This is a genomic window from Brotonthovivens ammoniilytica (assembly GCF_025566885.1).
Taxonomy (GTDB): domain Bacteria; phylum Bacillota; class Clostridia; order Lachnospirales; family Lachnospiraceae; genus Brotonthovivens; species Brotonthovivens ammoniilytica.
The window spans coordinates 275,453-298,693 of sequence record NZ_JAOQJQ010000001.1 but is presented as its reverse complement, the minus strand read 5'-3'; the positions used below and the strand labels follow the sequence as shown (position 1 = coordinate 298,693).

The window sequence follows — 23,241 nt, the reverse complement described above, 5'->3', positions numbered from 1 at the left end:
TTTTATTTTGTTCTGTCATCCCCTGGGATGAGCTTTTTTATATTCTTCCTGCAGCTTTGTCCTGGCCATATTGGCATAGATCTGAGTAGTAGAAATATCAGAATGCCCAAGCATCTCCTGCACAGAATGCAGATCTGCACCATTGCTTACAAGGTGGGCCGCAAAAGAGTGTCTGAGCGTGTGGGGCGTCAGCTCGCCATCAATCCCCGCCAGTTTCCCGTATCCTTTGATGAGTTTCCAAAACCCCTGGCGGCTCATGGCATGACCGGAACAATTGGTAAACAATACATCTGTATCTTCATTGTTTACTAATTTGGGCCTGCCGGATTTCAGATACTTCTTTACCGCATCTTTTGCCACATCTCCAAAAGGAATCATCCGTTCCTTGTTTAAGTCCCTGCAGACCATATATTGAAGCTGAAGGTTCAAATCAGAAACCTTTAAAGAAATCAATTCACTGACGCGGATACCCGTTGCATAAAGCAGTTCCAGCATAGCCCGGTCCCTTAATTCCTTCGGACTGCTGCCGGATGGCTGCTCTAACAGCCGTACCGTCTCATCCATAGACAAAATTACCGGTACTTTTTTTTCTATTTTAGGAGCCTTTAGCTTAAGAGCGGGGTCATAGTCTACTGCCTTTGTTTCCAGCAGATACAAAAAAAAGGCCTTCACAGAAGCAATATTCCGCGAGATTGTCGCCGGTTTCATTCCGTCCTGCTGCAGATGTTCTAAATATTCATCCAAAATATCTTCTGTAATCAGCGAAACAGACCTGATTCCCCTGGCCGTACAATACATATTCAGTTTTTTTAAATCCCGGGCATAAGAAAGCTGCGTATTTTTCGACTTCTGCTTTACCTCCTGTAAATACCCGGCAAATTCCCGAATATAACTTTCCATGAACTCAATTACTCCATTTTACCTTAAAAATCAGTGAAAATATGACCTTCACACTCCACCTGACCTAAAAATACCAGTCAGGTCTATTATAAGTGCTATTTTACATAAAATCAAATACTAATTAACTTAATTACAATATGATTACAGTATTTTTACAATTTGATTTAATATGTATGGGTTTACATAATTTTCCGCAAATATGCCGCACAAGAATACTGCTGATAAAATCACACAAAACACAAGATAAACCACTTTTTTCTGTACGGTCATACTGCCGCCCCTGCCAATCTGTTCCTGTTTCCCTCTCCGGTACATCAACATCAGCCGGTACATCAGAATAAAACTTACAAGATAAATCAAAAATTGAGGAAAACACATTCCTGCAAAAACTGCAATTCCCCGAATCCCATACCGCGCCAGCATAGCAGAAAAAATGAAGCCAAAGGAAATCCCCTGCCAGCCCGCAAACACTCCCGCATAAATAAGCCCGGGAACGGTCTGGCTAAAGCAGACTAAAATCAGCCAGTAAGGCAGTCTTTGTTTTAAAATCAATGCCATGTGGCTTTCTATCTGGCCTGTACCTGCCATCTGTTGAATAAAACTGTTCTCGTTTAAATAGCCGATCCAGGACGCCTCGCTTTTCCACCCAATATTGGCAAGTAATATAGCAGCAAAAAAGCACCCGAAAAACAGCAGGCGGTAAATAAGGGCCGCTGAAATTTTTGACGGATACTTTTGTACATATGTATAAACATCGTGTTGATAACTTTCCATACAGACACAATCCTTTCTGAAATAAGACTTCTCCTATAACAGCATATGCCTGTCTGAGAAAATTATTTACAATATTTAGATATGGGAATGTTCCATTCTGCATTTATAGGCCAGAATACCTGATACTGTTTTTGCATCCGTAATTTCCTGGGTAAAGATCTTATGGCACAGTGTAGGAAGATCCCAGATCTCCACCTGAAGAAATTCATCCCTATCAAGCTGTTGATGGGTTTTTATCAGCTCTGTTGCCAGATAGATCTCGATGGACTCATTACAAAACGCTCCCGTTGTGCAGACTGTAATCAGCTTTTCCATTTTCCCGGCCCGGTAGCCGGTCTCTTCTTCTAGTTCTCTGGCCGCACAAGCCTCAGATGGTTCAGTTCTTCCGTCTTTAGCTCCCGCAGGAAGCTCTAACATCTCCCGGTTTAACGCATTCCGGTACTGGCGGACCATTAAAATTCTGCCGTCAGAAAGAACAGGCAGTACTGCTGCAGCGCCGTTTCTGTGTTCAATATAATCCCAGTGGGACACAGAGCCGTCCGGAAGCTCCATCAAATCATCATAAAAGTCCAGAATCGCTCCCCGGTATTTTAAAACTCTGTCAATTCTTTCTGCTTTTTCCATATTTTACAGACCTCTCATCGGTTGTCTATTTTTTCCGGATACAGATCATGATTGGCCAGCCTGTTCCATGCCACTTCTTCCCATCTTGTTCCCGGTTTTCCATAATTGCAGTAGGGGTCAATAGAAATCCCTCCTCTTGGAGTAAACTTTCCCCATACCTCGATATATTTAGGATCCATAAGACGTATCAGATCATTCATAATAATGTTCATACAGTCCTCATGAAAATCTCCGTGATTGCGGAAACTAAACAGGTACAGTTTTAAGGATTTACTCTCCACCATCCGCTCTCCAGGCACATAAGAAATTGTAATTGCCGCAAAATCCGGCTGGCCGGTAATGGGGCACAGACTTGTAAACTCCGGGCAGTTAAACTTCACAAAATAATCATGGTTGGGATGTTTGTTTACAAATGTCTCAAGTACCTGCGGAGCATAATCATCCGGATAAGCCGTTCCCTGATTTCCAAGGAGTGTAATTCCCTTTACTTCTTCCTGATTTCTTCCTGTCATAAAATACCTCCTGTTAAATCCCTGCTGGATCGCTGATCCCGTTTTCTTCAAAAGCCCGTGCCCGGTCCAGACACGTCCCGCAGACACCGCAGGGATGCTCTGCTCCCTCATAGCAGCTCCAGGTCAGTTCATAGGGCACCTTAAGGGCAAGCCCCGTCTTCACAATCTGTGCTTTGGAAACGTTCACAAAGGGCGCCTCAATAGCCACCTGTTTTCCGCTTCCCAGATAAATGGCTTCGCCCATAGCCCGGTTGAACGCCTCAGAGCAGTCTGGATAGGCGCTGCCCGCCGCATCATCACTGTGGGCCCCGTAATAAATAACACTGCAGTTTCTGGATAAGGCAATACTTGCAGCACTTGATAAAAACAGTCCGTTTCGAAATGGTACGTATGTGGACACCGGCTTACCGCCACTTTTTTCTATCTGCTCTGCATAGGATTCCTCAGGTATTTCCCGCTCCGAATGAGATAACAGGGAACAGTCGCTGTATTCAAAAATCTCCCCCAGGTCCAGGTACAGATGCTCAACCTCATAATATTCCGCAATCTTTTTAGATGCTTCAATTTCTTTTACATGTTTCTGCCCGTATGACACGGACAGAGCTGTAACATTTTCTTTTCCATATTTTTCTACTGCCAGAGCCAGACAGGTTGTACTGTCCACGCCTCCGCTGAATAATACCAGTGCTCTCATTTTTTATCCTCTTATTTTACATTTAGTCTCATCTGAAGCATAACATCTGTCTGAAATCTGCCCCTGAGTGTACTTGTATATGTTTTTGCATCCGTTTTTTTAATTCCTCTAGCAGTCATGCAGCTGTGACATCCTTCAATCAGTACCGCCACATCCTCGGAACCGGTTACTTCCTGTATAATCTCCGCAATATCTGTTCCAATCCGCTCCTGTAACTGCAGACGTTTTGACACCATATCTGCGATTCTGGCTATTTTGCTGAGGCCTATCACCTTTCCTCTTGGAACATAGGCCACCGTAACCTTCATGTCATACATCAAAGCCATGTGATGCTCGCAGTAACTGAAAATATCTATATCTTTTACAATTACAAAATCACTGTTTTCCCGCGAAAAAGTCAGATCTTCTTCAAAGGTTTTGTCAAACATCTGCGCAATCTCATGGTTGGTATAATTCATTCCCTCAAACACTTCCGCATACATCCGGGCCACTCGCTTAGGCGTATCCTTCAGCCCCTCTCTGTCTGGGTTATCTCCAAGGGCTGCCAGCAGACCTTTAATATGCTCTTCTACTGCCTTTTGATCAATTGCCATTCTGCACTCTCCTCTATACGCCCCGCAGCTGTGGATCCCAGATAATTTTATGCATCTGCAGCTGCATCGTCACTCCATTCATACAATTTCGTTTCATAAAATACACGATCTCTTCCAGGTCTATTTCTCCGTATACAGGACTTAAATAGACACTGCATTGTTTTGTCAGATCAAACTGTTCAATAACCGCTTTGGCTCTCACAAGATCTTCCCAGCCAGCCACAACAAACTTTACCGTGTCTCTCTGATCCAGACAGCTAAAATTTTCCGTCAGCATATGAGCTTCCATTTCACTGCCCGGCAGCTTATAATCCATGGTAAAAGAAGGTCTGTTTTCCATTGCAAGAAACGGTTTTAAATCAACACTTCCATTTGTTTCAATCTCAACATGCAGTTCCTTTTCTTCTGCCAGATTTTCTAATAATACGCCAATATCCTTTTGCAGCAGAGGTTCCCCTCCTGTAATTGTAACATTTTTAATCCCCATACTGTGAATCAGTTCCAGTATTTCTTCTGTGGAAGTCCAGTGATACCGGCAGTCTTCTTCATTGGCCCATGCAGTATCACAATATCTGCAGTTTAAATTACAGCCCTGCATCCGGATAAACACTGCCAGCTGGCCGGCCCGTTTACCCTCTCCATTAATACTGCTGAATATTTCTACTACTTTATAATTAGCCATTCTGCCTCTCTTTCTGCTCACAGTATACGGCACAATTATTTGGCGTCTCATATACAGATACCGCATGCATCTGATATCCCTTTTCCTTTAACAGCTCATAAAAATGTCTGGAAAAATTTTCTGCTGTAGGGCGGAAGGGCACCCAGATAATCCGAAAGCCTTCCTCCTTGAAAGCCTCTTTTGTAGCCGGCTTTAGCGTCCCCTCTTCTGCAATCAAGGCATGATCATAAAAATCTGCCAGCTCCTGCAAATCCTTCTTTATATCTCCAAAGTCTGTCACCATTCCTTTCAGCTGGCCTTGTGGCTGCAGCGTATCGGCACAGATCTCTGCCACCACACGCCATCTGTGACCATGGAGATTTCTGCATTTTCCTTCATACCCATATAAAAAATGGGCCGAATCAAAACTTTGTTCTGTCTTTAATATATACATAAATTTCCTCTCAATCTATTCAACTGTTTAAAAAAGAATGTGCAAAGCACATTCTCCGCCTGCGGCGGGTCGCTTTTGCGACATGATTCCACTCCGCCGCAGTGCGAGCATCAGCGGAGCGTTTTTTGCTCTATAGGAATCGGCACTTTTCAGCTTTATCACAACATGGTATTTCCTATAGAGTAAAAAAAGCCGCAGAACAGACTGCGGCCTTTACGATCTCTCATAAATTGGTAGTCCTGGTTTTATTTAATGACAGGATGGTACAAACGAACTGTCAGTTATTTAGCTTCTTACCATTTCTGAAATTGTGTGAATCATCTCCATATCTTCTTTGGTAAGTTTCACATTTGTGGAGAGTTCTTTCCCCTCTGTTGTTTTTATGGAAATGGATATTACGCTTCCTTCCTTTACACCGGATTTAGCGGCCGCAGAAAAAAACTGCCGGAACTTAGGATGATTTTTCTGAAATTTTCCCCACATTGGTTTTAACTGAATCAATTTCATTGGATTTATCATAATCGTATACCTCTTCTTTATTGTATTAATTCTGGGCTTCTAACATCTCTATAATGCCGTACAGTTCACTTCCATGTGCCGGTGCATCGCCTATAATTTCGTATTTTCCTTCCAAAGTTACACAGCCTAGTTTATTATCATCTGCATCCTTTGTTTTTTCAATGGTATAATACTGTACTTCATCTGTCTGTGGATTCCATACCAGATAAACGCTCTGGCAGATTCCCGGGGCAAGATTTTTCTCCGGAAGCCCTATAGCTGTCACTGATAATGTATCGCTGATCTCTAAATCCATAATATCAAAATCATCTTCCGTATACGGAAACGGCGCCTGGTCTTTATACAGGCTCTTATAAATATTCATCACCGCCAGCTCCCGGTCCTTTGAGATGCGCTCCATAAACTTTCCCTTTTCCTGAAAAGCCAGCTTTGGAAGCAGACCAACCTCTACATTTCTCCGGATAAATACATGAAACTGCTCCGGCGTCATACGGATTTCCTTTTTCTCACCACTTTCTGCCGCGCCTGCTTCTTTTAGTGCATCTTCCACAGACATCCCTTTCACTACTTTTTCCATCAAAGTCAAAAGTTTCGGATTTAAAATCAGCTTTGTACTTCCCGGATTAATCAAAATCCCTCTGGTATTTGTGTCTTTGGCATTTGCCACCTGAAGCACCGCTACAAAATCCACAGTCATAATAACATTATATTTATGATTTTCAGGCAGATGTTCCTTAGCCGTAAAAGCCGGGGCAAATCTGACACCGTCTTTATTTACAACAAGAACCGGCATCATTCTTGGAAGCTCTTCCGGTTTTAACCGTTCTTTGTTTTTCATTTTTTCCATAACTGCCGGGTCAATCTTTTTGGGAAAATCAACGGGCACTAAAAATTTCGCATCTTTTAACGCCTTTATAAAATCTACAAGGCTCTCAGGTGTCTTTGCTTCCATATAAACCTTCATGGCCTCTTCTAGCTTCTGATTATCCAGTTCTAATACTTCCGGATTTAAATATTTTTTCTCCATATTATATCCCCTATATCATCAAAGTGATCTCTTATTTATAAGAACCATCTGCAAATATCCCGCCGGTTCCAGGTTTAAAATCCAATCCGGCTCCATAAAACAAAAATATCTGCAGATTAGGTAAATTCCTGAGTTATTATAGCATAATTTCCGGTTACTTGTACAATGAATTTATGGAAGTTTCATTTTTCCGGAAAAGCAAAAGCACTTTGTGCAAAAAAACACGGAGCCGGAACAAAAAATACTGTTGATGCGCACCAGCACGGATTTTTTCTGTTTCACCGAACCGATATAGAAATAACCGGGAATCCTCCCGGCCATTTCTAATCATATTGGTGCAGCCCCATACATCGGCTGATTTCATCACTGCGAAATCCTTTGCGAAGTAAAAAATTATAAATTTTTCTGCGCTGTGAGTCATCCGTGCATCCCCGCTGGTATCCTTTTTTCTCTAACAGCTTTAAAATCAGATCTTCAGAAGAAACCTGACATTCTTCCTCCATGGCATTGTCTATGATTTCGGAAGAAATACCTCTCTTAAGCAGATCCATTTTCATCTGAAGACGGCTTTTTTTCTCCTGCTGATAACGGATTAAATTTCTTGCGTACCGTTCATCATCAATATAATGATACGATTTCACATAATCAATAGCTGCGTCCATAACGTCTGCAGGATACATGCCTTCTTTCAGCTTATCCCGAAGCTGCTTTTCCGAACGGTCCATTTTCTCTAGAAGATGCATGGCCCGTTTTTTGGCCCGCTTTTGCAGTATCTCTGTCTTTATGTAAAGCCACTGCTCTTCTTTCAGCTCATCCCCTGCTTTCAGCTGGAACTTTCCTGCTTCAGACTTATAAAGCAGGAATTCTATATGATCTTCCAGCCGGATTTTTACTTTTCCGTTTTTCATTACAGTTATCTCTTCAATCAGCATCTTCCTTTGCCTCACAAACAATCTGCCGCGCAGCTATCATTTAAACCTCCTGCTCTGATACCCCTTCTTCGTTCTCAGGAATTTCCTCACCTCCGTTTAAGTGATAGAATCCACGGACTTTCACTTCAATCTCATCCCGGATGGCAGGATTCTCACGCAGAAAGTTTTTCGCGTTTTCCCTTCCCTGTCCAATCTTCTCTTCATTATAGGCATACCATGCGCCTGATTTGTTCACAACACCAATATTTGCCGCTAGATCAAGAATATCTCCTTCTCTTGAAATGCCCTGGCCAAACATGATATCAAATTCCGCCTCCTTAAATGGCGGAGCAATTTTATTCTTTACTACTTTGATCCTTGTACGGTTGCCCACAATCTCACCACTCTGCTTCAATGCCTCGATCCTTCTGACATCCAGACGGATGGAAGAATAAAACTTTAACGCACGGCCTCCTGTAGTCGTCTCCGGATTGCCAAACATAACCCCTACCTTCTCACGAAGCTGATTGATAAAAATAACAATACAGTTGGACTTGCTGATAACCGCAGTAAGCTTACGCAGGGCCTGAGACATCAGACGGGCCTGAAGTCCCACATGAGAATCACCCATGTCTCCGTCGATCTCTGCCTTTGGCACCAGTGCCGCCACAGAGTCCACAATTACAATATCAACCGCACCGGAACGCACCATGGTCTCTGTAATCTCCAGGGCCTGCTCTCCATTATCCGGCTGTGAAATATACAGATTGTCAATATCCACTCCGATATTCTTGGCATAAACAGGATCCAGTGCGTGCTCTGCATCAATAAATCCGGCAATTCCGCCGCTTTTCTGAACCTCCGCAACCATGTGAAGCGCTACGGTTGTCTTACCGCTGGACTCCGGTCCGTACACTTCTATAATTCTGCCCCTTGGCACACCTCCCAGCCCCAGAGCGATGTCAAGACTCAGCGCCCCTGTAGGAACCGTTTCTACATTCATATCAGCGCCGGAATCCCCAAGCTTCATCACAGCGCCTTTTCCATATTGTTTTTCAATCTGCGAAATTGCAGCATCCAATGCTTTTAATTTATCGTCTTTAGCCATTTCTAATCTCCTTATACGAACTTATGTTCGTTTGTCTATGTCTAATATATTATAGATTCAGAAAAAAGTCAACTCAAAGTTTTATCTTTTCTTTTTGTCAGGCCGGTATGGAAATATGCCCTTAGATTCCAGGCAAACATGCACAAAGATCATCTCGCTGATAGGAAAACTATACACTGCCGGACCTTTTCCGGCAAGCAGTTTTTATATATCAGGGAAGACGTTGGCAAAAACTTTCCTGTAACGTAAAATACCGGCAGCCAAAACCTCTGGCTGCCGGTAAACATTCAAGTCTGATATATTTAATTTCTTCCAAACTCAGATAACATTAAACCTTCATTTCGATCCAGGGTCATACCCACGCTCCAGCTGTTTACAAACAAAAGCAGCGGATTTCCCTTCAGATCTTTTATTTTTTTCATGTCAGAGGTTCCGGACAGCTTGTCCAGATCAATCTCTTTATTTTCAATCCAGCGGATATGCTCATATGGAAGATTATCCAGACGGATTTCTACATTATATTCATTTTCCAAGCGGAATTTTAAAACATCAAACTGAAGAACACCTACTACACCCACAATGATTTCTTCCATTCCGGTATTATATTCCTGGAAAATCTGAATGGCGCCTTCCTGGGCAATCTGGGTAATTCCCTTCACAAACTGTTTCCTCTTCATGGTGTCTACCTGACGTACCCGGGCAAAATGCTCCGGCGCAAAGGTGGGAATTCCCTCAAAGGCAAATTTATCCGCAGAAGTGCTTATGGTATCTCCAATGGAAAAAATCCCGGGATCAAACACACCGATAATATCCCCGGCATAGGCTTCCTCCACAATTTTACGTTCCTGTGCCATCATCTGCTGGGGCTGAGAGAGCTTCATCTTCCTGCCTCCCTGAATATGGGTCACTTCCATCCCCGCAGTAAACTTACCGGAACAGATACGCATAAATGCGATTCTGTCGCGATGGGCCTTGTTCATGTTGGCCTGTATTTTAAACACAAATGCGCTGAAATCTTCTGAAAAAGGATCTATCTGGCCAATATCCGCATTGCGGGGCAGCGGAGATGTGGTCATCTGAAGAAAATGCTGTAAAAATGTCTCCACTCCGAAATTTGTCAGAGCCGACCCGAAAAACACCGGAGAGAGCTCTCCTTTGGATACCAGCTCCATATCAAACTCTGCACTGGCCCCGTCTAAAAGCTCAATTTCCTCCATCAGCAGATCTTTTTTTTCATCGCCAATGACTTCACAAAGCCTTGGATCGTCAATCTCATATTCCGTTTCAACACCCTCTTTTGTTCCTTTCAGAGTGTCGGAAAAAGTCATTACTTTTTTTGTATTTCTATCATAGACCCCTTTAAAATTCTTACCGGATCCAATGGGCCAGTTTACCGGACAGGTGGCAATTCCAAGCTCTTTTTCAATTTCATCCAGAAGATCAAAGGTATCGTTGGCATCCCGGTCCATTTTATTAATAAATGTAAAAATGGGGATGTGACGCATAACACATACCTTAAACAGCTTTCTTGTCTGAGCCTCTACACCCTTAGAGCCGTCAATTACCATAACAGCAGAATCTGCCGCCATCAGCGTACGGTAGGTATCTTCTGAGAAGTCCTGATGCCCCGGCGTATCCAGAATATTAATACAATAGCCGTCATAATTAAACTGCAGCACCGATGAAGTTACTGAAATACCTCTCTGTTTTTCAATTTCCATCCAGTCTGATACCGCATGCCGTGCCGTCGCTTTTCCTTTTACGGAACCAGCCAGATTAATAGCTCCGCCATAAAGCAGAAACTTTTCTGTCAGGGTTGTTTTTCCTGCATCCGGATGGGAAATAATCGCAAAGGTTCTTCGTTTTTCTATTTCTTTCCTTAAATCAGCCAAAATGCTTCCTCCAACTGTTTATGATTTCTATTTCTGATCATTCACAAACTTTAATTTTAAAGGAGCAGCAATCCGTTGTCAAGCATACTCTTTCCGCTGATTTTGGGCTTAATCCGAAAATAATCAAGGACCGAGGCCCCGATATCCGCAAAGCTTTCTCTTGTTTTTAAATTTACTCCCCCTTTTACCGGTTTTCCATAAATAACAAAAGGTGTGTACTCTCTGGAATGATCTGTAGAGGGCGTACTTGGATCACAGCCGTGGTCTGCCGTAATCATCAGAATATCCTCTTCCTTTAATTGATCTAATATTTCCGGCAGACGGCTGTCAAAATAAGTCAGAGCTTTTGCATATCCGTCCACATCATTGCGGTGGCCGTACAGCATATCATAATCCACAAGATTCACAAAGCACAGCCCTTCAAACTCCCGCTCCATATACGCAAGCATTTTGTCAATGCCGTCCGCATTATTTTCGGTCCGCACAAACTCTGTAATTCCCTCTCCGGCAAAAATATCATTGATTTTTCCCACTGCCAGCACCTGATATCCGCTCTCTTTTAACTGATCCAGCATGGTTGTCTTTGGGGGCTTTACAGAAAAGTCATGGCGTCTGGCGGTTCTTACAAAACTGCCCGGTTCACCGGTAAAAGGTCTTGCAATAACCCTGCCAACATTATGCTCCCCGCTTAACAGTTCTCTTGCCATCCCGCAGTACTCGTACAGGGTCTTAACGGGTATGACATCCTCGTGGGCGGCAATCTGGAATACAGAATCCGCTGACGTATATACAATCAGCTTTCCGGTTTTCATATGCTCCTCTCCGTAATCACGGATTACCTCCGTTCCGGAATATGGCCTGTTGCAGAGAATGCCCCGCCCGGTTTTCTGCGAGAAGGCTCTGAGGATTTCATCCGGAAAACCCTGGGGATAAACAGGCAGAGGTTTTTCTGAAACGATTCCCGCAATTTCCCAGTGGCCAATGGTGGTATCCTTTCCCCTGGAACGTTCTGTCATTCTGGCATAAGAGCCTTCCGGCTGCCCCTCTTTTTCTCCAATCTGCACGCCATCTATATTAAAACAGCCCAGTTTCCGCATATGCTCCATGGAAAAATACGGACTTTCAGAAGCAGCTTTTAAGGTATTGCTTCCTGCATCATTATATTGATCTGCATCCGGCATTTCTCCAATTCCCACACTATCTAGTACAATTAAAAATATGCGTTTCATCTGTGTTTCCTTCTTTCTTTTGCTATGCAGTTATCTTCTGCCAATCTGTGTATTTATATTCTACTCAGAAATGGGAGTGATTACAATATTTTCTGCAGACACACCTGTTTTTCTTTTCATAATATCCTCAATCTGAGCCCGTTTTGCATCTGTAACATCTCCCATATTTAATACTACATCAGCACCATCATCTGTAATACTCACTACCACATCTGTGAATCCCTTGGCTTCCAGCAATATTTCTGCTGCGTTTTCCCGCTCTGCAATATTGGTCATCTCCACCATTTTATCAATGGCATTTTGTTTTTGTGCCTCGGTAATCGAATTATTATTGATAATCTCCATGAGATCTTCTTTATTTTTAGACCGCATCTGCTCCCGGTTCAGCTTCATCTCTGAGGCAAAATCTACAGATTTAGCATCTGCATTTGTAAGCACTGTCTCCCCGGGATTTTCACTCTTACTGTCTGTTTTTGTACTGTCAGAGGATGTCTCTTTCGTATCTTTTGTATCATCCGTTTTTGTATCCTTATCATCTGTCTTTGTATCCTTTGCATCACTCTTACTGTTATCTTCTGTATCTGTAAATACATCGGCAGCCAGATCCTCATCTGAGATATCATAGGTTGTATTAGCCGACGCCGTCTGATCTGTCTTTGTTTTTACTACATCTTTATCCGAGTCATTAGACTGTGTATAACTTATGTATCCGGCTACTGCAATCATCAATGCCAGTGCTGTTATAATTACCTGATTTTTACGAAATATTTTTTTCACGATTACCCCTCCTGCATGTTCATCTTTACTACCTTAATTTTATGAGCTTCAATTCCAAATAATGCCTCTACTGCTTCAGAAATATTTTTTGCCGTTACAGTATCTCCTCCCCCCTGAGCCACAACAAGGACGCCTTCAATTTGGGGCATGGTTTCCTTCGATATAAAGGGTGAACCATCTTGTGTGCCATCCTGGTATACAGTACTTTCTTCCTGCTGATTTTCCACAGTTTTTCTGGTGCCTCCCTGGCTGTCGCTCTCTTCTGTGGTATTTCCTGTGGTATTAATATCTTTTTCCACCACAGATTCTCCGGTATCTTTCAGGGTTATCATTACCTGAACCTGTCCTGCTCCATCCATCTGCTTTAAAACCTGTTCCAGCTTCTTTTCTAGCTGCCCCTCATAATCAGAATCACTCTGATTTTCACTCTTTTGATTCTTAACTGTCTGTTCCGCCTGTGTATCTTTCGTATTCTCCGACTTTTTTCCTGAATTTACCGGTATGGCAATCACAAGCAGCAGCACCCCTGCTAGAAATACAATCAGCCACTGATCTTTTTTCCACTTTTTCCATTGTTTTTCTTTTATAAATTTCCTGATATCCATCTATTCCTCCAAAATCTGTATCTGATCTTCCGGAATTTCAAACAATGATACAATTTCTTCTTTCAGCTTCCCAGATCTGGCCGCCGATACTTCTTTTTTTTCTCCCCCGTCATCTGCAATCTTTATTTTTATTTCTTCCACTGCAGTCCGCTCCTGTTCTTTTGTCTCATCTGCCTCCCTGACAAAAACCGTTATTTTTTCCGGCTCCCCGGAGCCCTCTTTTAGTTCAATGCTGCTGCCGGTCATTTCAAATCCCTGTTCGGCTGCCGCTTTGTCTATCAGCTCAGACGCAGCCTGTTTCACCTGTTCCTGATAATATTCCTGCTGCTGGCTCTCCATATATTCAAAATCCAGACTGACTTTCTCACTTTCCTGCTGATAGGCAAACTGCTCAAAAATATTCTCTGACAAATCCCCTTTAGAAAAAAACTTAAAAACCGGAGATACCGCAAGAATAATAAAAATCATCCCTGCAAAAAAACGTATATATTTGCGGTATTTTTTCTCCGGAATCAGCTGCATAAAAATCGTAAGAAACAGAGAAAAAAAGATTAATGTTTTCACCCACCCGAATATGGCATCCATCTGCTCTTCCGCCTTTCTTTCATTACCGCACCGCGGCCGTTATAATTGCAATTGTCACCATAAACATCATCATAGCTGCCAGAAGTACTTTCAGCAAAAGAGAAGCGCCCTCTCCTACACTGCTGATACATCCGCACACCCTGCTGTCCGAAATAGGCTGTACAACAGCTCCGGTCACTTTATATAAAAACGTCAGAACTCCCATTTTAAACAGCGGCCCTAGGCATAATACAAGCAAAATAATTAAAGCGGCCACTCCGATTCCATTTTTAATCACAACCGCCGACCCTAAAAACATACTGGTAACTGCATTTGCGGAACCTCCAAGTCCCGGTATCATATTCAGCGTTTTGGTGATGGCCGTATTTTTCAGCCCGTCAAGAGCAGGTGCAATCAGACTCTGAATAATATTCATCCCTGTAATAGCCGCCACCATAATTTTAAGTCCCCAGGTAATAAACTTTTTTAACAGACCTGTAATTCTGGAAATCATTGCCTCTCCGGTCATATGGTTGAGCATCTGCAGCACTACATAAATATGGATTCCCGGAACAATCACATACAGTAAAATCCGTTCAATAAGATAAATAACCGCCACAATAATCTGATAAAAAACAGCTGCCGTTGAGGCCGCAGAAGAAAACATCAGGGCCATACAGAAAGCCGGTATCACTGCCTGCATAAAGTCCACCAGACTGCCCAGCACCTCTGTGAGTATCTGATGGGTCAGCAGATAGGATCTCATTAAAAGTGTAATCAATGCCATATAGAACATATAAAAACAGGTGGTATGAATCTGACTGTTTTCAAACACATTGGCAAAATTGTGCAGAACCGCAAAGGCCACGCACATAATCAAAAGCTGGGCAAAAATACTTTTGCTCTCCACAAGCTCTTTAGCAATCAGATTCCAGATCTGTGTAAACACCCATTTTTTATCAACCTGTCCATCCTGAGAAATAATGGTCTCCACAAGCTGACGAAAAGTAATGCCGTCTGTTTCTTTTGTTTCATTCAGAAAATTATCAATATCGGTAAAATCAATTCCATTAAGCATAGACTCATCTACCTGATTGCTGCCATCTGTCTCTTCGGATATCACCGGCCCAGCAGTATCCCCATTCGAAAGATCCGCCGCCCGCACCGAAAACTGAAAAACTGCCGTTAGTAAAAAAACAAGAAAGATTCCATTTACGATCTTTTTTTTCATGTTAAAAACCCTTCAACGGTTTCTATGAGAGCCAGCAGAACCGGCATACTGACTGCCATAATGGAAAATTTTCCAAACATCTCTATCTGCGCCCCTACAGAAGCATATCCTGCATCCTTGCACAGCCCCGACGCAAATTCTGCCACATAAGTAATTCCAATCATCTTAACAAGCACCTTTACGTAACTGCTGTCAATTTTAATCACCGACTGAATTTTTTCAATGGATTCCATAACTATCCCCAGTCTGTTTACTGCCAGCAGTAAAATCAGCACAGCCGCTCCCATACTGATATACAGTGCATACTCATTTTTCTGCTGCTTTAAAAATACCGCCAGCAATACTCCGCAGACGCCTATCATCGCAACTTTTATTACACTCATATTACTTCCCTCTACAGCGAAAACAGATCCCGGATATTCGAAAACAAATCATATATGTACGGCACAATCCAGAAAAGAACAATTAACAGTCCCGCAAGACTTACCAAAAAAGCATGTTCTTCTCTTCCGCTGTGTTTTAGTACCTGTCCAATAACAGTTACCAGGATTCCCACCGCCGCTATTTTAAATATCAGATTGACACCCATAGTTCCTCCCGTTTTAAACCAGTAATAATACTACCATTGCACCTGCCATCATACTTAAGCTGCGGTACAATTTTTTCTTTTCTTTTTCTGTTTTCTCTGTCTGTTCCAGAAATCCCGCCATCTGTTTTTGATACAGTGTCAGATGCTGTACCTGCATCTGTACATCCAGATATCCGAGATTTTTTCCAATCCCTTTTACTACCTCCATCTCCTCTGCTGTAAAATAAAGTTCCTTCTGCGCAGCCTGAAACTTATTCTCCCAGACCACTTCCAGGCTTTTATAATTATTCTGACAGATCTCTTTGGAAATACTTTTTAAAATGCCGGACAGGGGCTCTTTCAGACGGGCAGCAATCAAAGAAAACGCATCCTGAAGGGGGGTTTTCCCGTAACGAATCTCTCCGATCAGAAGTTCTGTCATTTCTTTGCAGGCAAACAGATTATCTCTGTGTCTTACAAGCTGTGCCACAAGCCCGCTGCCGTATCCCCATGCAGCAGCCAGCACCAGAACAATCCCGGCAATTTTTAACATAACTGCACCATCCCCTCGTCGTATACTTGAAACGTCCGGTTTCCCCGGAGATTTTTTAACAGCACATACCTAGAAAACAGCTGTCTGTTGACAGGATCCTTCCAAAATGGTTTGTCCATCAGTTCCTGTATCGTAGAGCAGTGCATCGTTGCAAATACCGCACATCCACAGTTTAAGGCATACGTTACCGCCTCAAAATCTTCTTTCGTACCGATTTCATCAACTGCCAGAATCTCCGGTGACATGGAGCGCACCAGCATCATCATTCCCTCCGCCTTTGGACAGCCGTCCAGCACATCCGTCCGGATTCCAACATCATTCTGTGGAACGCCGTTTCTGCAGCCGGCAATCTCAGAACGTTCATCTACAATCCCTACCTTCATCCCTGGGTAACGCCTGTCCCCATCAGAAAGAATCCGTACCAGATCTCTTAGCATCGTTGTTTTCCCCCCTCCCGGAGGAGACAAGATCAAGGTATTCTTAAATCGCCCCTCGCTCTGAAGCCAGCTGACTAAATCTCGGGCACATCCGTATACCTGATGGGCAATCCGGATATTAAGATAGGTAATCGGTCTTATGGTCCGCACACCTTTACCCTCTGGCACAACCTGTCCAGCTATTCCCACCCGGTGTCCTCCCTGAAGCGTCAGAAATCCTTTCTGTATTTCATCATCAAAAGCATAAATAGAACACTGGGAAATATAGGAGACCATCTGGCTTAAATCTTCCTTTGTCATACGGTAATTTTCCAATCCGGGGATTTTATATTCCCCTTTTCCTGTTATAACAATCAGGGGCTGAGCCACCCGTATTCTGATTTCTTCTATCTCTTTTTCAAAAATCCGGCTGTCATTGATTTCCTTCCTGAGATGAAGGGGAAATAGTTGAATCATCTGTTCCATAATTTTCCTCCCGGTCCTGTTCTTGTCCCTGACCTTAGTCAAATATATGATTTCATTTTCAATTTAGAACAACAAAAAAAGGAAATAACCATTTACATGATTATTTCCTCTTTCAGTTTGTCTGAACTAGTTATATTTACGTTTTCTAGCTGCTTCAGATTTCTTTTTACGTTTTACGCTTGGTTTTTCGTAATGTTCTCTCTTACGAATCTCCTGCTGGATACCAGCTTTTGCACAATTTCTTTTGAATCTGCGTAAAGCGCTATCTAAAGTTTCGTTTTCTTTTACGATAACATTTGACATAGAATCACACCTAACCTCCCTCCAGTTGCGTATTGTGCATATTCAACTGATTGGGTAATATTTTTGCACTGCAAGTTATTATAGCATATCTGACGGATTAGTCAACCCTTTTCCAAAATTTCATAAAAGTCCCAGATTAATTTTCAAACGCAGCACCCTTAGTACTGATTCATCAATCTGCTGCCGGCTGATCTCTCCGGATTTTACAGCTTCCAAAACGGCTGGGATCTGCACTTCAAAATCTGTACAGCACAAAAGGTCATTCCCGGCTTTCACCGCCAGCACAGCAGCCTGCTCCTGCCCGGCAAATTCTTTTACTCCGTCCATCACAAGATCATCTGTAATAATCACTCCGGTAAATCCCAGTTCCTCTCTTAAAATCCTGTGCACTTTTTCCGAAAGAGAAGCCGGATATGTTTCATCCATACATTCCACTATATTATGAGATACCAGTACAAGATCAGCCCCGGCATCAATTCCCCCCTGAAAGGGAAGAAAATCCGAAGTTTCAAACTCCTTGAGGGGCCGCTTGTCATAAGCAATTCCCGTATGTGTATCCGTGTTATTTCCGTAACCCGGAAAATGCTTTAAGACAGATGCCATCTTTTTATCTTTCATAACCGCTGTAACAGCCTTTACATATTCAGCAGTTTCCTCTGCCCCCTGCCCCAGAGTTCTCTGATAAATAAAATCATCCGGATTCTCAGACACATCACAGACAGGAGCAAAATTTACATTTATTCCCAGTTCCTGCAAAAACTCACACTTCTCCTGGGCATCCTGCTCAATAGCGTTTAGTCCCCCCTGCTCGTAAAGCTCCATAGGGGACAAAAAAGGAATTTTACGAAACTGTGGATAACGGCTGATGCGGTTTACCGTACCGCCTTCCTCGTCCACCCCAATCAGCAGTGGAATTTCTGAAGCCTCCTGATAACTCTGAATGTTTTCTCTGGCTTCTTTTGGAGTATTCTCTTCAAAATCCTGGCCAAACAAAAGATAACCGCCAATATGATAGTCTGTAACCATCTTGGCGGCATTTTCTTTCGGGCACCGCACAAAAAACATCTGACCTACTTTTTCTTCCAAAGACATCTCATCTAAAAGAGCTCTGGCCCGGATCTCATCCTGATTTTCTGCATGGACTCCTGTCTCAAGGGCTTCATCTCTGCTTTTTTCTTTTTCAGATACGGAAATGTCCGTTTTTTGTCCTTCAAATGAACAGCCGGCAGCTCCGGACAAAACTGCCAGAGCTGCCGCTGCCAATATTAGTTTGCATAATTGCTTCATTATTTTTCAACCTGCAGAGCAAATGCTTCTTTCGCTGCTGCAATAGCATCCGGAATGCCAGCCGGATTCTTTCCGCCGGCCTGAGCCATATTCGGACGTCCGCCTCCGCCTCCGCCGACTTTTGCCGCTACAGTTTTAATCAGATTTCCCGCATGAGCCCCCTGCTTCATAGCTCCCTCTGTTGCCATAGCTACAAGGCTGACTTTCCCGTCCTTTGCAGATGCCAGTAATACCATACCGTCGCCCAGCTTTGCCTTCAGCTGATCGGAAAGATCACGCAGACCGTTCATATCCACATCATCTACAACCGCTGCCAGAAGCTTTACTCCATTTACTTCTACAACCTGATCCATTACATCCCCAAGGGCATCCTGAGCCGCTTTGCTCTTTAAAGATTCATTTTCACTTTGAAGCGCTTTTAACTCAGTCTGCAGATGCTGAATTTTTTCCAGAACTGAGGCCGGATTTGTCTTTAACGCTTTTGCCGCCTGATTTAAGGTATCCTCCAGCTTATCATAATATTCAAATACAGCTTTTGAAGTCAGCGCCTCTATACGGCGTACTCCCGCTGCGACTCCGGTTTCGGAAAGAATCTTAAAAGCCATAATAGAACCTGTATTGGATACATGAGTACCGCCGCAGAGCTCTGTGGAAAAATCCCCCATAGTTACTACACGGACACTCTCACCGTATTTTTCACCAAACAAAGCCATAGCTCCGGTCTTTTTTGCTTCCTCTAATGACATTACAGCAGTTTTCACCGGAAGATTCTCTTCAATCTTTTGATTTACAATAGCTTCTGTTTTTGCCAGCTCCTCCGGTGTCATAGCAGAAAAATGTGTAAAGTCAAAACGCAGTCTGTCCTCGTTAACATCGGACCCTGCCTGCTCCACATGGGTTCCAAGCACTTCACGCAAAGCCTTTTGAAGCAGATGAGTGGCACTGTGGTTTTTACCGATTGCAAGACGCTTCTCCTGATCTATGGACAATTCTGCCAGATCACCAACCTTTACCATGCCTTTGACTACGGTTCCGATATGACCTGCCTTGCCGCCTGAAAGTTTCACAGTATCCTTCACCAGAAACTCTCCGTCTTTTGTACGAATGACGCCGGTATCTGCATTCTGTCCGCCCATGGTTGCATAAAATGGCGTCTCTTTTACAATAACTGTTCCGTTTTCTCCCTCTGTCAGCGCTTCTGTCAGTTCATCCTCTGTTGTTAATACAATAATTTCTGACTGATGGGTATATCGGTCATAACCAACAAACTCTGTGGTAACAGACGGATCAATAGACTCATAAACAGTCACATCCGCGCCCATATAGTTGGTTGTTTTCCGGGCTTTTCTTGCCTTGGTGCGCTGCTCTTGCATTGCCGCCCCAAAGCCCTCATGGTCAATATTTAATCCTTTTTCTTCCAGGATTTCCGCTGTCAGATCTATAGGAAAACCATACGTATCATACAATTTAAAGGCATCTGCACCGGAAAGTGTCTTCTTGCCGGCTTCTTCCATCTCAGCCTGCATTTCGGCCAGAATATTAAGCCCCTGGTCAATGGTTTTATTGAATTTTTCCTCTTCCTGAGTCAGAACACGGAAAATAAAATCTTTTTTCTCTTCTAACTCCGGATATCCGTCTTTGGATTCTGAAATTACAGTCTCACTTAATTTTGCCAGGAAGGTTCCTTCTATTCCAAGCATTCTTCCATGTCTTGCCGCCCGGCGGATGAGACGCCGCAGCACATAGCCCCGTCCTTCGTTGGAAGGCATAATTCCGTCAGAAACCATAAATGTGGCAGAACGGATATGATCTGTAATCAGACGAATGGAAATATCAGAAAGCTCATCTGTCTGATAAGTTTTGCCGCAGAGCTCACAGACTTTGTCACGGATTGCCTTCATAGTGTCAATATCAAATACGGAATCTACATCCTGCATAACAACAGCAAGACGCTCTAATCCCATGCCGGTATCAATATTTTTATTTTCAAGTTCTGTATAATGGCCTTTTCCGTCACCGTCAAACTGTGTGAATACATTATTCCACACTTCCATAAAACGGTCACAGTCACAGCCTACCTTACAGTCAGGGCTTTTACATCCGTATTTTTCCCCTCTGTCATAATAAATTTCCGAACAGGGACCGCAGGGACCTGCTCCGTGCTCCCAGAAGTTATCGCATTCACCGTTTTCATCCCGGTAAAAACGTGTGATTTTTTCTGCAGGAACCCCGATATCCTTGGTCCAGATTTCAAAAGCTTCCTCGTCCTCTCCGTAAATAGAAGGATAAAGACGTTCCGGATCCAGCTCCAGCACCTTTGTCAAAAATTCCCAGGACCAGGCAATGGCTTCCTTTTTAAAATAATCTCCAAATGAAAAGTTTCCAAGCATCTCAAAAAATGTAAGATGACGGGCTGTCTTTCCTACATTTTCAATATCACCGGTACGAATACATTTCTGACAGGTAGTCATACGCCGTCTTGGCGGAATCTCCTGACCGGTAAAGTATGGTTTTAACGGTGCCATTCCCGCATTGATCAACAGCAGACTGTTGTCATTATGAGGCACCAGGGAAAAGCTTTTTGCTGCCAGATGATCTTTACTCTCAAAGAATTCCAGAAACATTCTGCGCAGATCATTTACTCCGTATTTTTTCACAACAATTCCTCCAAATTTATTTTCAAAGGGGGCTGTCCCCTTTGTTATCCAAACATTCCTATCTTAGCACAGTGTTTTTTCATTTTCAAGGCAGTCCCTGCACTCAGCTCTCGTCAAGATCATCTTCCAGAAGACAGGATCCGTCTGCAGCTGCAGTGGCCAGACGGTCGCACCGTTCATTTTCCGGATGCCCGTCATGTCCTTTTACCCAGTGAAAGATCACCTGATGAGGTTCCATGGCCGCCAGCAGTCTCTGCCAGAGCCGCACATTTTTCACCGGCTTTTTGTCGGCCTTTTTCCATCCTCTGCGTTTCCATCCATCTATCCAGTGCTGATTAAAAGCATCTGTCAGATATTTGGAATCAGAATACAAATCCACCTGGCAGGGACGGTTTAAAGCCTCAAGCCCCACAATAGCAGCCATAAGCTCCATCCGGTTATTGGTGGTTTTTTTATATCCGGCAGACAGCTCTCTTTCATGAAGTGTTCCGGCTGCGTCCACAAACTGAAGTACGGTGCCGTATCCTCCCGGACCGTGGGGATTTCCTCTGGCCGCTCCGTCTGTATAAATTGTTACTTTCATAGATACTCCTATTTCATACTGCGGATAATTTCATTTGCTCTGCGGTATACCTCTTCCGGCTCAAATCCTATATAAAACTTCTGATCTTCATATAGAATCTTTCCGTTTACCATGGTCATTTTTACATTCTGCTTGCTTCCGCTGTACACAATATTTTTAACGATATTATTTTCCGGCTGCATATTAGGCTGTTTTAAATCAAGCATAATCAGGTCTGCTTTCTTTCCTGCCGCCAGACAATCGCAGTCAGAAAGGCCCATGGCTTTTGCGCCTCCTGCTGTTGCCATATATAAAATCTTATCTGCGCTGACACACTCCGCATCCATTTCTCTTACCTTTGCAAGGGCAGAAGTAAGAAACATCTCCCGAAACATATCCAGACAGTTGTTGCTGGCCGCTCCGTCAGTGCCGATAGCCACATTAATTCCCTCTTCCACAAACCGTTTCACCGGCGCAATCCCGCTGGCAAGCTTCAAATTAGAAGCTGGATTGGTCACTGCCGAAAGTCCTTTCTTTTTAAAAATCTCAAAATCCTGATCGTCAAAATATACGCAGTGATAGCCGCCGCCGCCGTATTCATACATCCCAAGGCTGTCCGTAATCTGTGTGGGAGACATCTGGTAACGGTCCCGGCACTCTTTTACCTCCAGAGCGGTTTCTGAATTGTGCATAAATACCGGCGACCGAAACTTCTGTGCCAGTCCTGCCACCCCTTCCATCAGCTCTCTGGAAGTAGTGTATTCTGCATGAAATCCAATCATAAAGCTTACAAGATCGCTCATTTCATTGACAATATGATAATTTTCCTCCATCTGTTCCACAGTTCCGCCGAAATTATTCAGCCCCGGCACTAACACCGTACGGAAACCGCAGTCCACAGAAGCTTTTGCATCTGTCGGCGGGAAAAAATACATATCAAAGTTAGAAGTAATTCCACTGGTGAGATATTCCATAATTCCAAGAATATTCAAATCATATACATACTCCGGCACCAGCTGGTCCTCCTTTGGAAATACCTGCTGAAACAGCCATTCCTGCAGAGGCAGATCATCTGCATAAGAACGTAAGAATGTCATAGCCGTATGTGTATGGGCATTTTTAAAGCCCGGCATTAAAAGATTGCCCTCTGCATCTATTTCACGTTCCCAGCAGATGGGGCCGTATTCTTTCAAAACCTGATCTGTATCCTCTCCGTTTCCAATATAACAAATAGAATTTCCTTTCACCCAGAGCTCTCCAAAGATAATCTCAAAGGTTTCATCTTCTTTCAGAGTCAGAACTTTAGCGTTATAAAAGCGAATATTCATATGCCT

The 23,241-nt window shown here is 43.3% G+C and carries 27 protein-coding genes; all 27 read right to left on the bottom strand.

Going from position 1 to position 23,241, the window contains the following annotated elements; genetic code table 11:
• Nucleotides 1-15: 15 nt before the first annotated feature.
• The 27 genes from xerD to OCV88_RS01265 all read right to left on the bottom strand — a co-directional run bounded on the left by xerD (nucleotide 16) and on the right by OCV88_RS01265 (nucleotide 23,235).
• The gene (gene xerD, locus OCV88_RS01395; protein WP_158423864.1) at nucleotides 16-900 is read right to left on the bottom strand and encodes a site-specific tyrosine recombinase XerD; all 885 of its coding nucleotides are present in this window, start codon (nucleotides 898-900) and stop codon (nucleotides 16-18) included.
• 141 nt (nucleotides 901-1,041) lie between these two features.
• Complete coding sequence (locus OCV88_RS01390) at nucleotides 1,042-1,674, bottom strand: hypothetical protein (protein ID WP_158423863.1); 633 nt, start codon at nucleotides 1,672-1,674, stop codon at nucleotides 1,042-1,044.
• Between the two features lie 75 nt (nucleotides 1,675-1,749).
• Entirely contained in the window at nucleotides 1,750-2,298 is a 549-nt protein-coding gene (locus OCV88_RS01385) for an NUDIX hydrolase (RefSeq protein ID WP_158423862.1), read from the bottom strand.
• A gap of 14 nt (nucleotides 2,299-2,312) precedes the next feature.
• On the bottom strand, nucleotides 2,313-2,810 hold the full coding sequence (gene queF / locus OCV88_RS01380; RefSeq protein ID WP_158423861.1) for a preQ(1) synthase: 498 nt from the start codon (nucleotides 2,808-2,810) through the stop codon (nucleotides 2,313-2,315).
• Between the two features lie 13 nt (nucleotides 2,811-2,823).
• Nucleotides 2,824-3,504, bottom strand: a complete 681-nt coding sequence (gene queC / locus OCV88_RS01375; RefSeq protein ID WP_158423860.1) for a 7-cyano-7-deazaguanine synthase QueC — start codon at nucleotides 3,502-3,504, stop codon at nucleotides 2,824-2,826.
• Between the two features lie 11 nt (nucleotides 3,505-3,515).
• Nucleotides 3,516-4,097, bottom strand: coding sequence for a GTP cyclohydrolase I FolE (gene folE / locus OCV88_RS01370; protein WP_158423859.1), 582 nt, complete (start codon nucleotides 4,095-4,097; stop codon nucleotides 3,516-3,518).
• Between the two features lie 13 nt (nucleotides 4,098-4,110).
• A complete protein-coding gene (gene queE, locus OCV88_RS01365) occupies nucleotides 4,111-4,779 on the bottom strand; it encodes a putative 7-carboxy-7-deazaguanine synthase QueE (protein WP_158423858.1) in 669 nt (222 codons plus the stop codon).
• Nucleotides 4,772-5,212: a 6-pyruvoyl trahydropterin synthase family protein gene (locus OCV88_RS01360; RefSeq protein WP_158423857.1), complete on the bottom strand. Its 441-nt coding sequence runs from the start codon at nucleotides 5,210-5,212 to the stop codon at nucleotides 4,772-4,774. Before OCV88_RS01360 ends, queE begins: the two co-directional genes overlap by 8 nt.
• A gap of 285 nt (nucleotides 5,213-5,497) precedes the next feature.
• Nucleotides 5,498-5,731: a hypothetical protein gene (locus tag OCV88_RS01355; RefSeq protein ID WP_158423856.1), complete on the bottom strand. Its 234-nt coding sequence runs from the start codon at nucleotides 5,729-5,731 to the stop codon at nucleotides 5,498-5,500.
• A gap of 25 nt (nucleotides 5,732-5,756) precedes the next feature.
• Nucleotides 5,757-6,758 carry an SseB family protein gene (locus OCV88_RS01350; protein WP_158423855.1) on the bottom strand — a complete coding sequence of 334 codons (1,002 nt, stop codon included), beginning with the start codon at nucleotides 6,756-6,758 and terminating at the stop codon, nucleotides 5,757-5,759.
• 323 nt (nucleotides 6,759-7,081) lie between these two features.
• Entirely contained in the window at nucleotides 7,082-7,666 is a 585-nt protein-coding gene (locus OCV88_RS01345; RefSeq protein WP_262590585.1) for a regulatory protein RecX, read from the bottom strand.
• Nucleotides 7,667-7,730: 64 nt separating this feature from the next.
• Complete coding sequence (gene recA, locus OCV88_RS01340) at nucleotides 7,731-8,777, bottom strand: recombinase RecA (protein ID WP_158423853.1); 1,047 nt, start codon at nucleotides 8,775-8,777, stop codon at nucleotides 7,731-7,733.
• A 302-nt stretch (nucleotides 8,778-9,079) separates the two neighbouring features.
• Nucleotides 9,080-10,669 (bottom strand): peptide chain release factor 3, encoded by a 1,590-nt coding sequence (locus OCV88_RS01335; protein ID WP_158423852.1) that lies wholly within the window; start codon nucleotides 10,667-10,669, stop codon nucleotides 9,080-9,082.
• 56 nt (nucleotides 10,670-10,725) lie between these two features.
• Entirely contained in the window at nucleotides 10,726-11,898 is a 1,173-nt protein-coding gene (locus OCV88_RS01330; protein WP_158423851.1) for a phosphopentomutase, read from the bottom strand.
• Nucleotides 11,899-11,958: 60 nt separating this feature from the next.
• Nucleotides 11,959-12,675: a SpoIIIAH-like family protein gene (locus OCV88_RS01325; RefSeq protein ID WP_158423850.1), complete on the bottom strand. Its 717-nt coding sequence runs from the start codon at nucleotides 12,673-12,675 to the stop codon at nucleotides 11,959-11,961.
• Between the two features lie 2 nt (nucleotides 12,676-12,677).
• Nucleotides 12,678-13,280 (bottom strand): stage III sporulation protein AG, encoded by a 603-nt coding sequence (locus tag OCV88_RS01320; RefSeq protein WP_158423849.1) that lies wholly within the window; start codon nucleotides 13,278-13,280, stop codon nucleotides 12,678-12,680.
• Nucleotides 13,281-13,865 carry a stage III sporulation protein AF gene (locus OCV88_RS01315; RefSeq protein ID WP_158423848.1) on the bottom strand — a complete coding sequence of 195 codons (585 nt, stop codon included), beginning with the start codon at nucleotides 13,863-13,865 and terminating at the stop codon, nucleotides 13,281-13,283.
• A gap of 22 nt (nucleotides 13,866-13,887) precedes the next feature.
• Nucleotides 13,888-15,075 carry a stage III sporulation protein AE gene (locus OCV88_RS01310; RefSeq protein ID WP_158423847.1) on the bottom strand — a complete coding sequence of 396 codons (1,188 nt, stop codon included), beginning with the start codon at nucleotides 15,073-15,075 and terminating at the stop codon, nucleotides 13,888-13,890.
• Nucleotides 15,072-15,458, bottom strand: a complete 387-nt coding sequence (locus tag OCV88_RS01305) for a SpoIIIAC/SpoIIIAD family protein (RefSeq protein ID WP_158423846.1) — start codon at nucleotides 15,456-15,458, stop codon at nucleotides 15,072-15,074. The genes OCV88_RS01310 and OCV88_RS01305 overlap by 4 nt, the downstream gene beginning before the upstream one ends.
• Nucleotides 15,459-15,469: 11 nt before the next feature.
• Complete coding sequence (gene spoIIIAC, locus OCV88_RS01300; protein WP_158423845.1) at nucleotides 15,470-15,664, bottom strand: stage III sporulation protein AC; 195 nt, start codon at nucleotides 15,662-15,664, stop codon at nucleotides 15,470-15,472.
• A gap of 13 nt (nucleotides 15,665-15,677) precedes the next feature.
• Nucleotides 15,678-16,196, bottom strand: a complete 519-nt coding sequence (locus OCV88_RS01295) for a stage III sporulation protein AB (protein ID WP_158423844.1) — start codon at nucleotides 16,194-16,196, stop codon at nucleotides 15,678-15,680.
• Nucleotides 16,190-17,098 carry a stage III sporulation protein AA gene (spoIIIAA, locus tag OCV88_RS01290; RefSeq protein WP_158423843.1) on the bottom strand — a complete coding sequence of 303 codons (909 nt, stop codon included), beginning with the start codon at nucleotides 17,096-17,098 and terminating at the stop codon, nucleotides 16,190-16,192. Before spoIIIAA ends, OCV88_RS01295 begins: the two co-directional genes overlap by 7 nt.
• Before the next feature lie 126 nt (nucleotides 17,099-17,224).
• On the bottom strand, nucleotides 17,225-17,401 hold the full coding sequence (gene rpsU / locus OCV88_RS01285; protein WP_021737899.1) for a 30S ribosomal protein S21: 177 nt from the start codon (nucleotides 17,399-17,401) through the stop codon (nucleotides 17,225-17,227).
• A 120-nt stretch (nucleotides 17,402-17,521) separates the two neighbouring features.
• Nucleotides 17,522-18,688, bottom strand: a complete 1,167-nt coding sequence (locus tag OCV88_RS01280; RefSeq protein WP_158423842.1) for a glycoside hydrolase family 3 protein — start codon at nucleotides 18,686-18,688, stop codon at nucleotides 17,522-17,524.
• On the bottom strand, nucleotides 18,688-21,345 hold the full coding sequence (gene alaS / locus OCV88_RS01275; protein ID WP_158423841.1) for an alanine--tRNA ligase: 2,658 nt from the start codon (nucleotides 21,343-21,345) through the stop codon (nucleotides 18,688-18,690). Before alaS ends, OCV88_RS01280 begins: the two co-directional genes overlap by 1 nt.
• A gap of 103 nt (nucleotides 21,346-21,448) precedes the next feature.
• On the bottom strand, nucleotides 21,449-21,928 hold the full coding sequence (gene rnhA, locus OCV88_RS01270; protein WP_158423840.1) for a ribonuclease HI: 480 nt from the start codon (nucleotides 21,926-21,928) through the stop codon (nucleotides 21,449-21,451).
• An 8-nt stretch (nucleotides 21,929-21,936) separates the two neighbouring features.
• Nucleotides 21,937-23,235, bottom strand: a complete 1,299-nt coding sequence (locus OCV88_RS01265) for an amidohydrolase (protein ID WP_158423839.1) — start codon at nucleotides 23,233-23,235, stop codon at nucleotides 21,937-21,939.
• Between the last annotated feature and the right edge of the window lie 6 nt (nucleotides 23,236-23,241).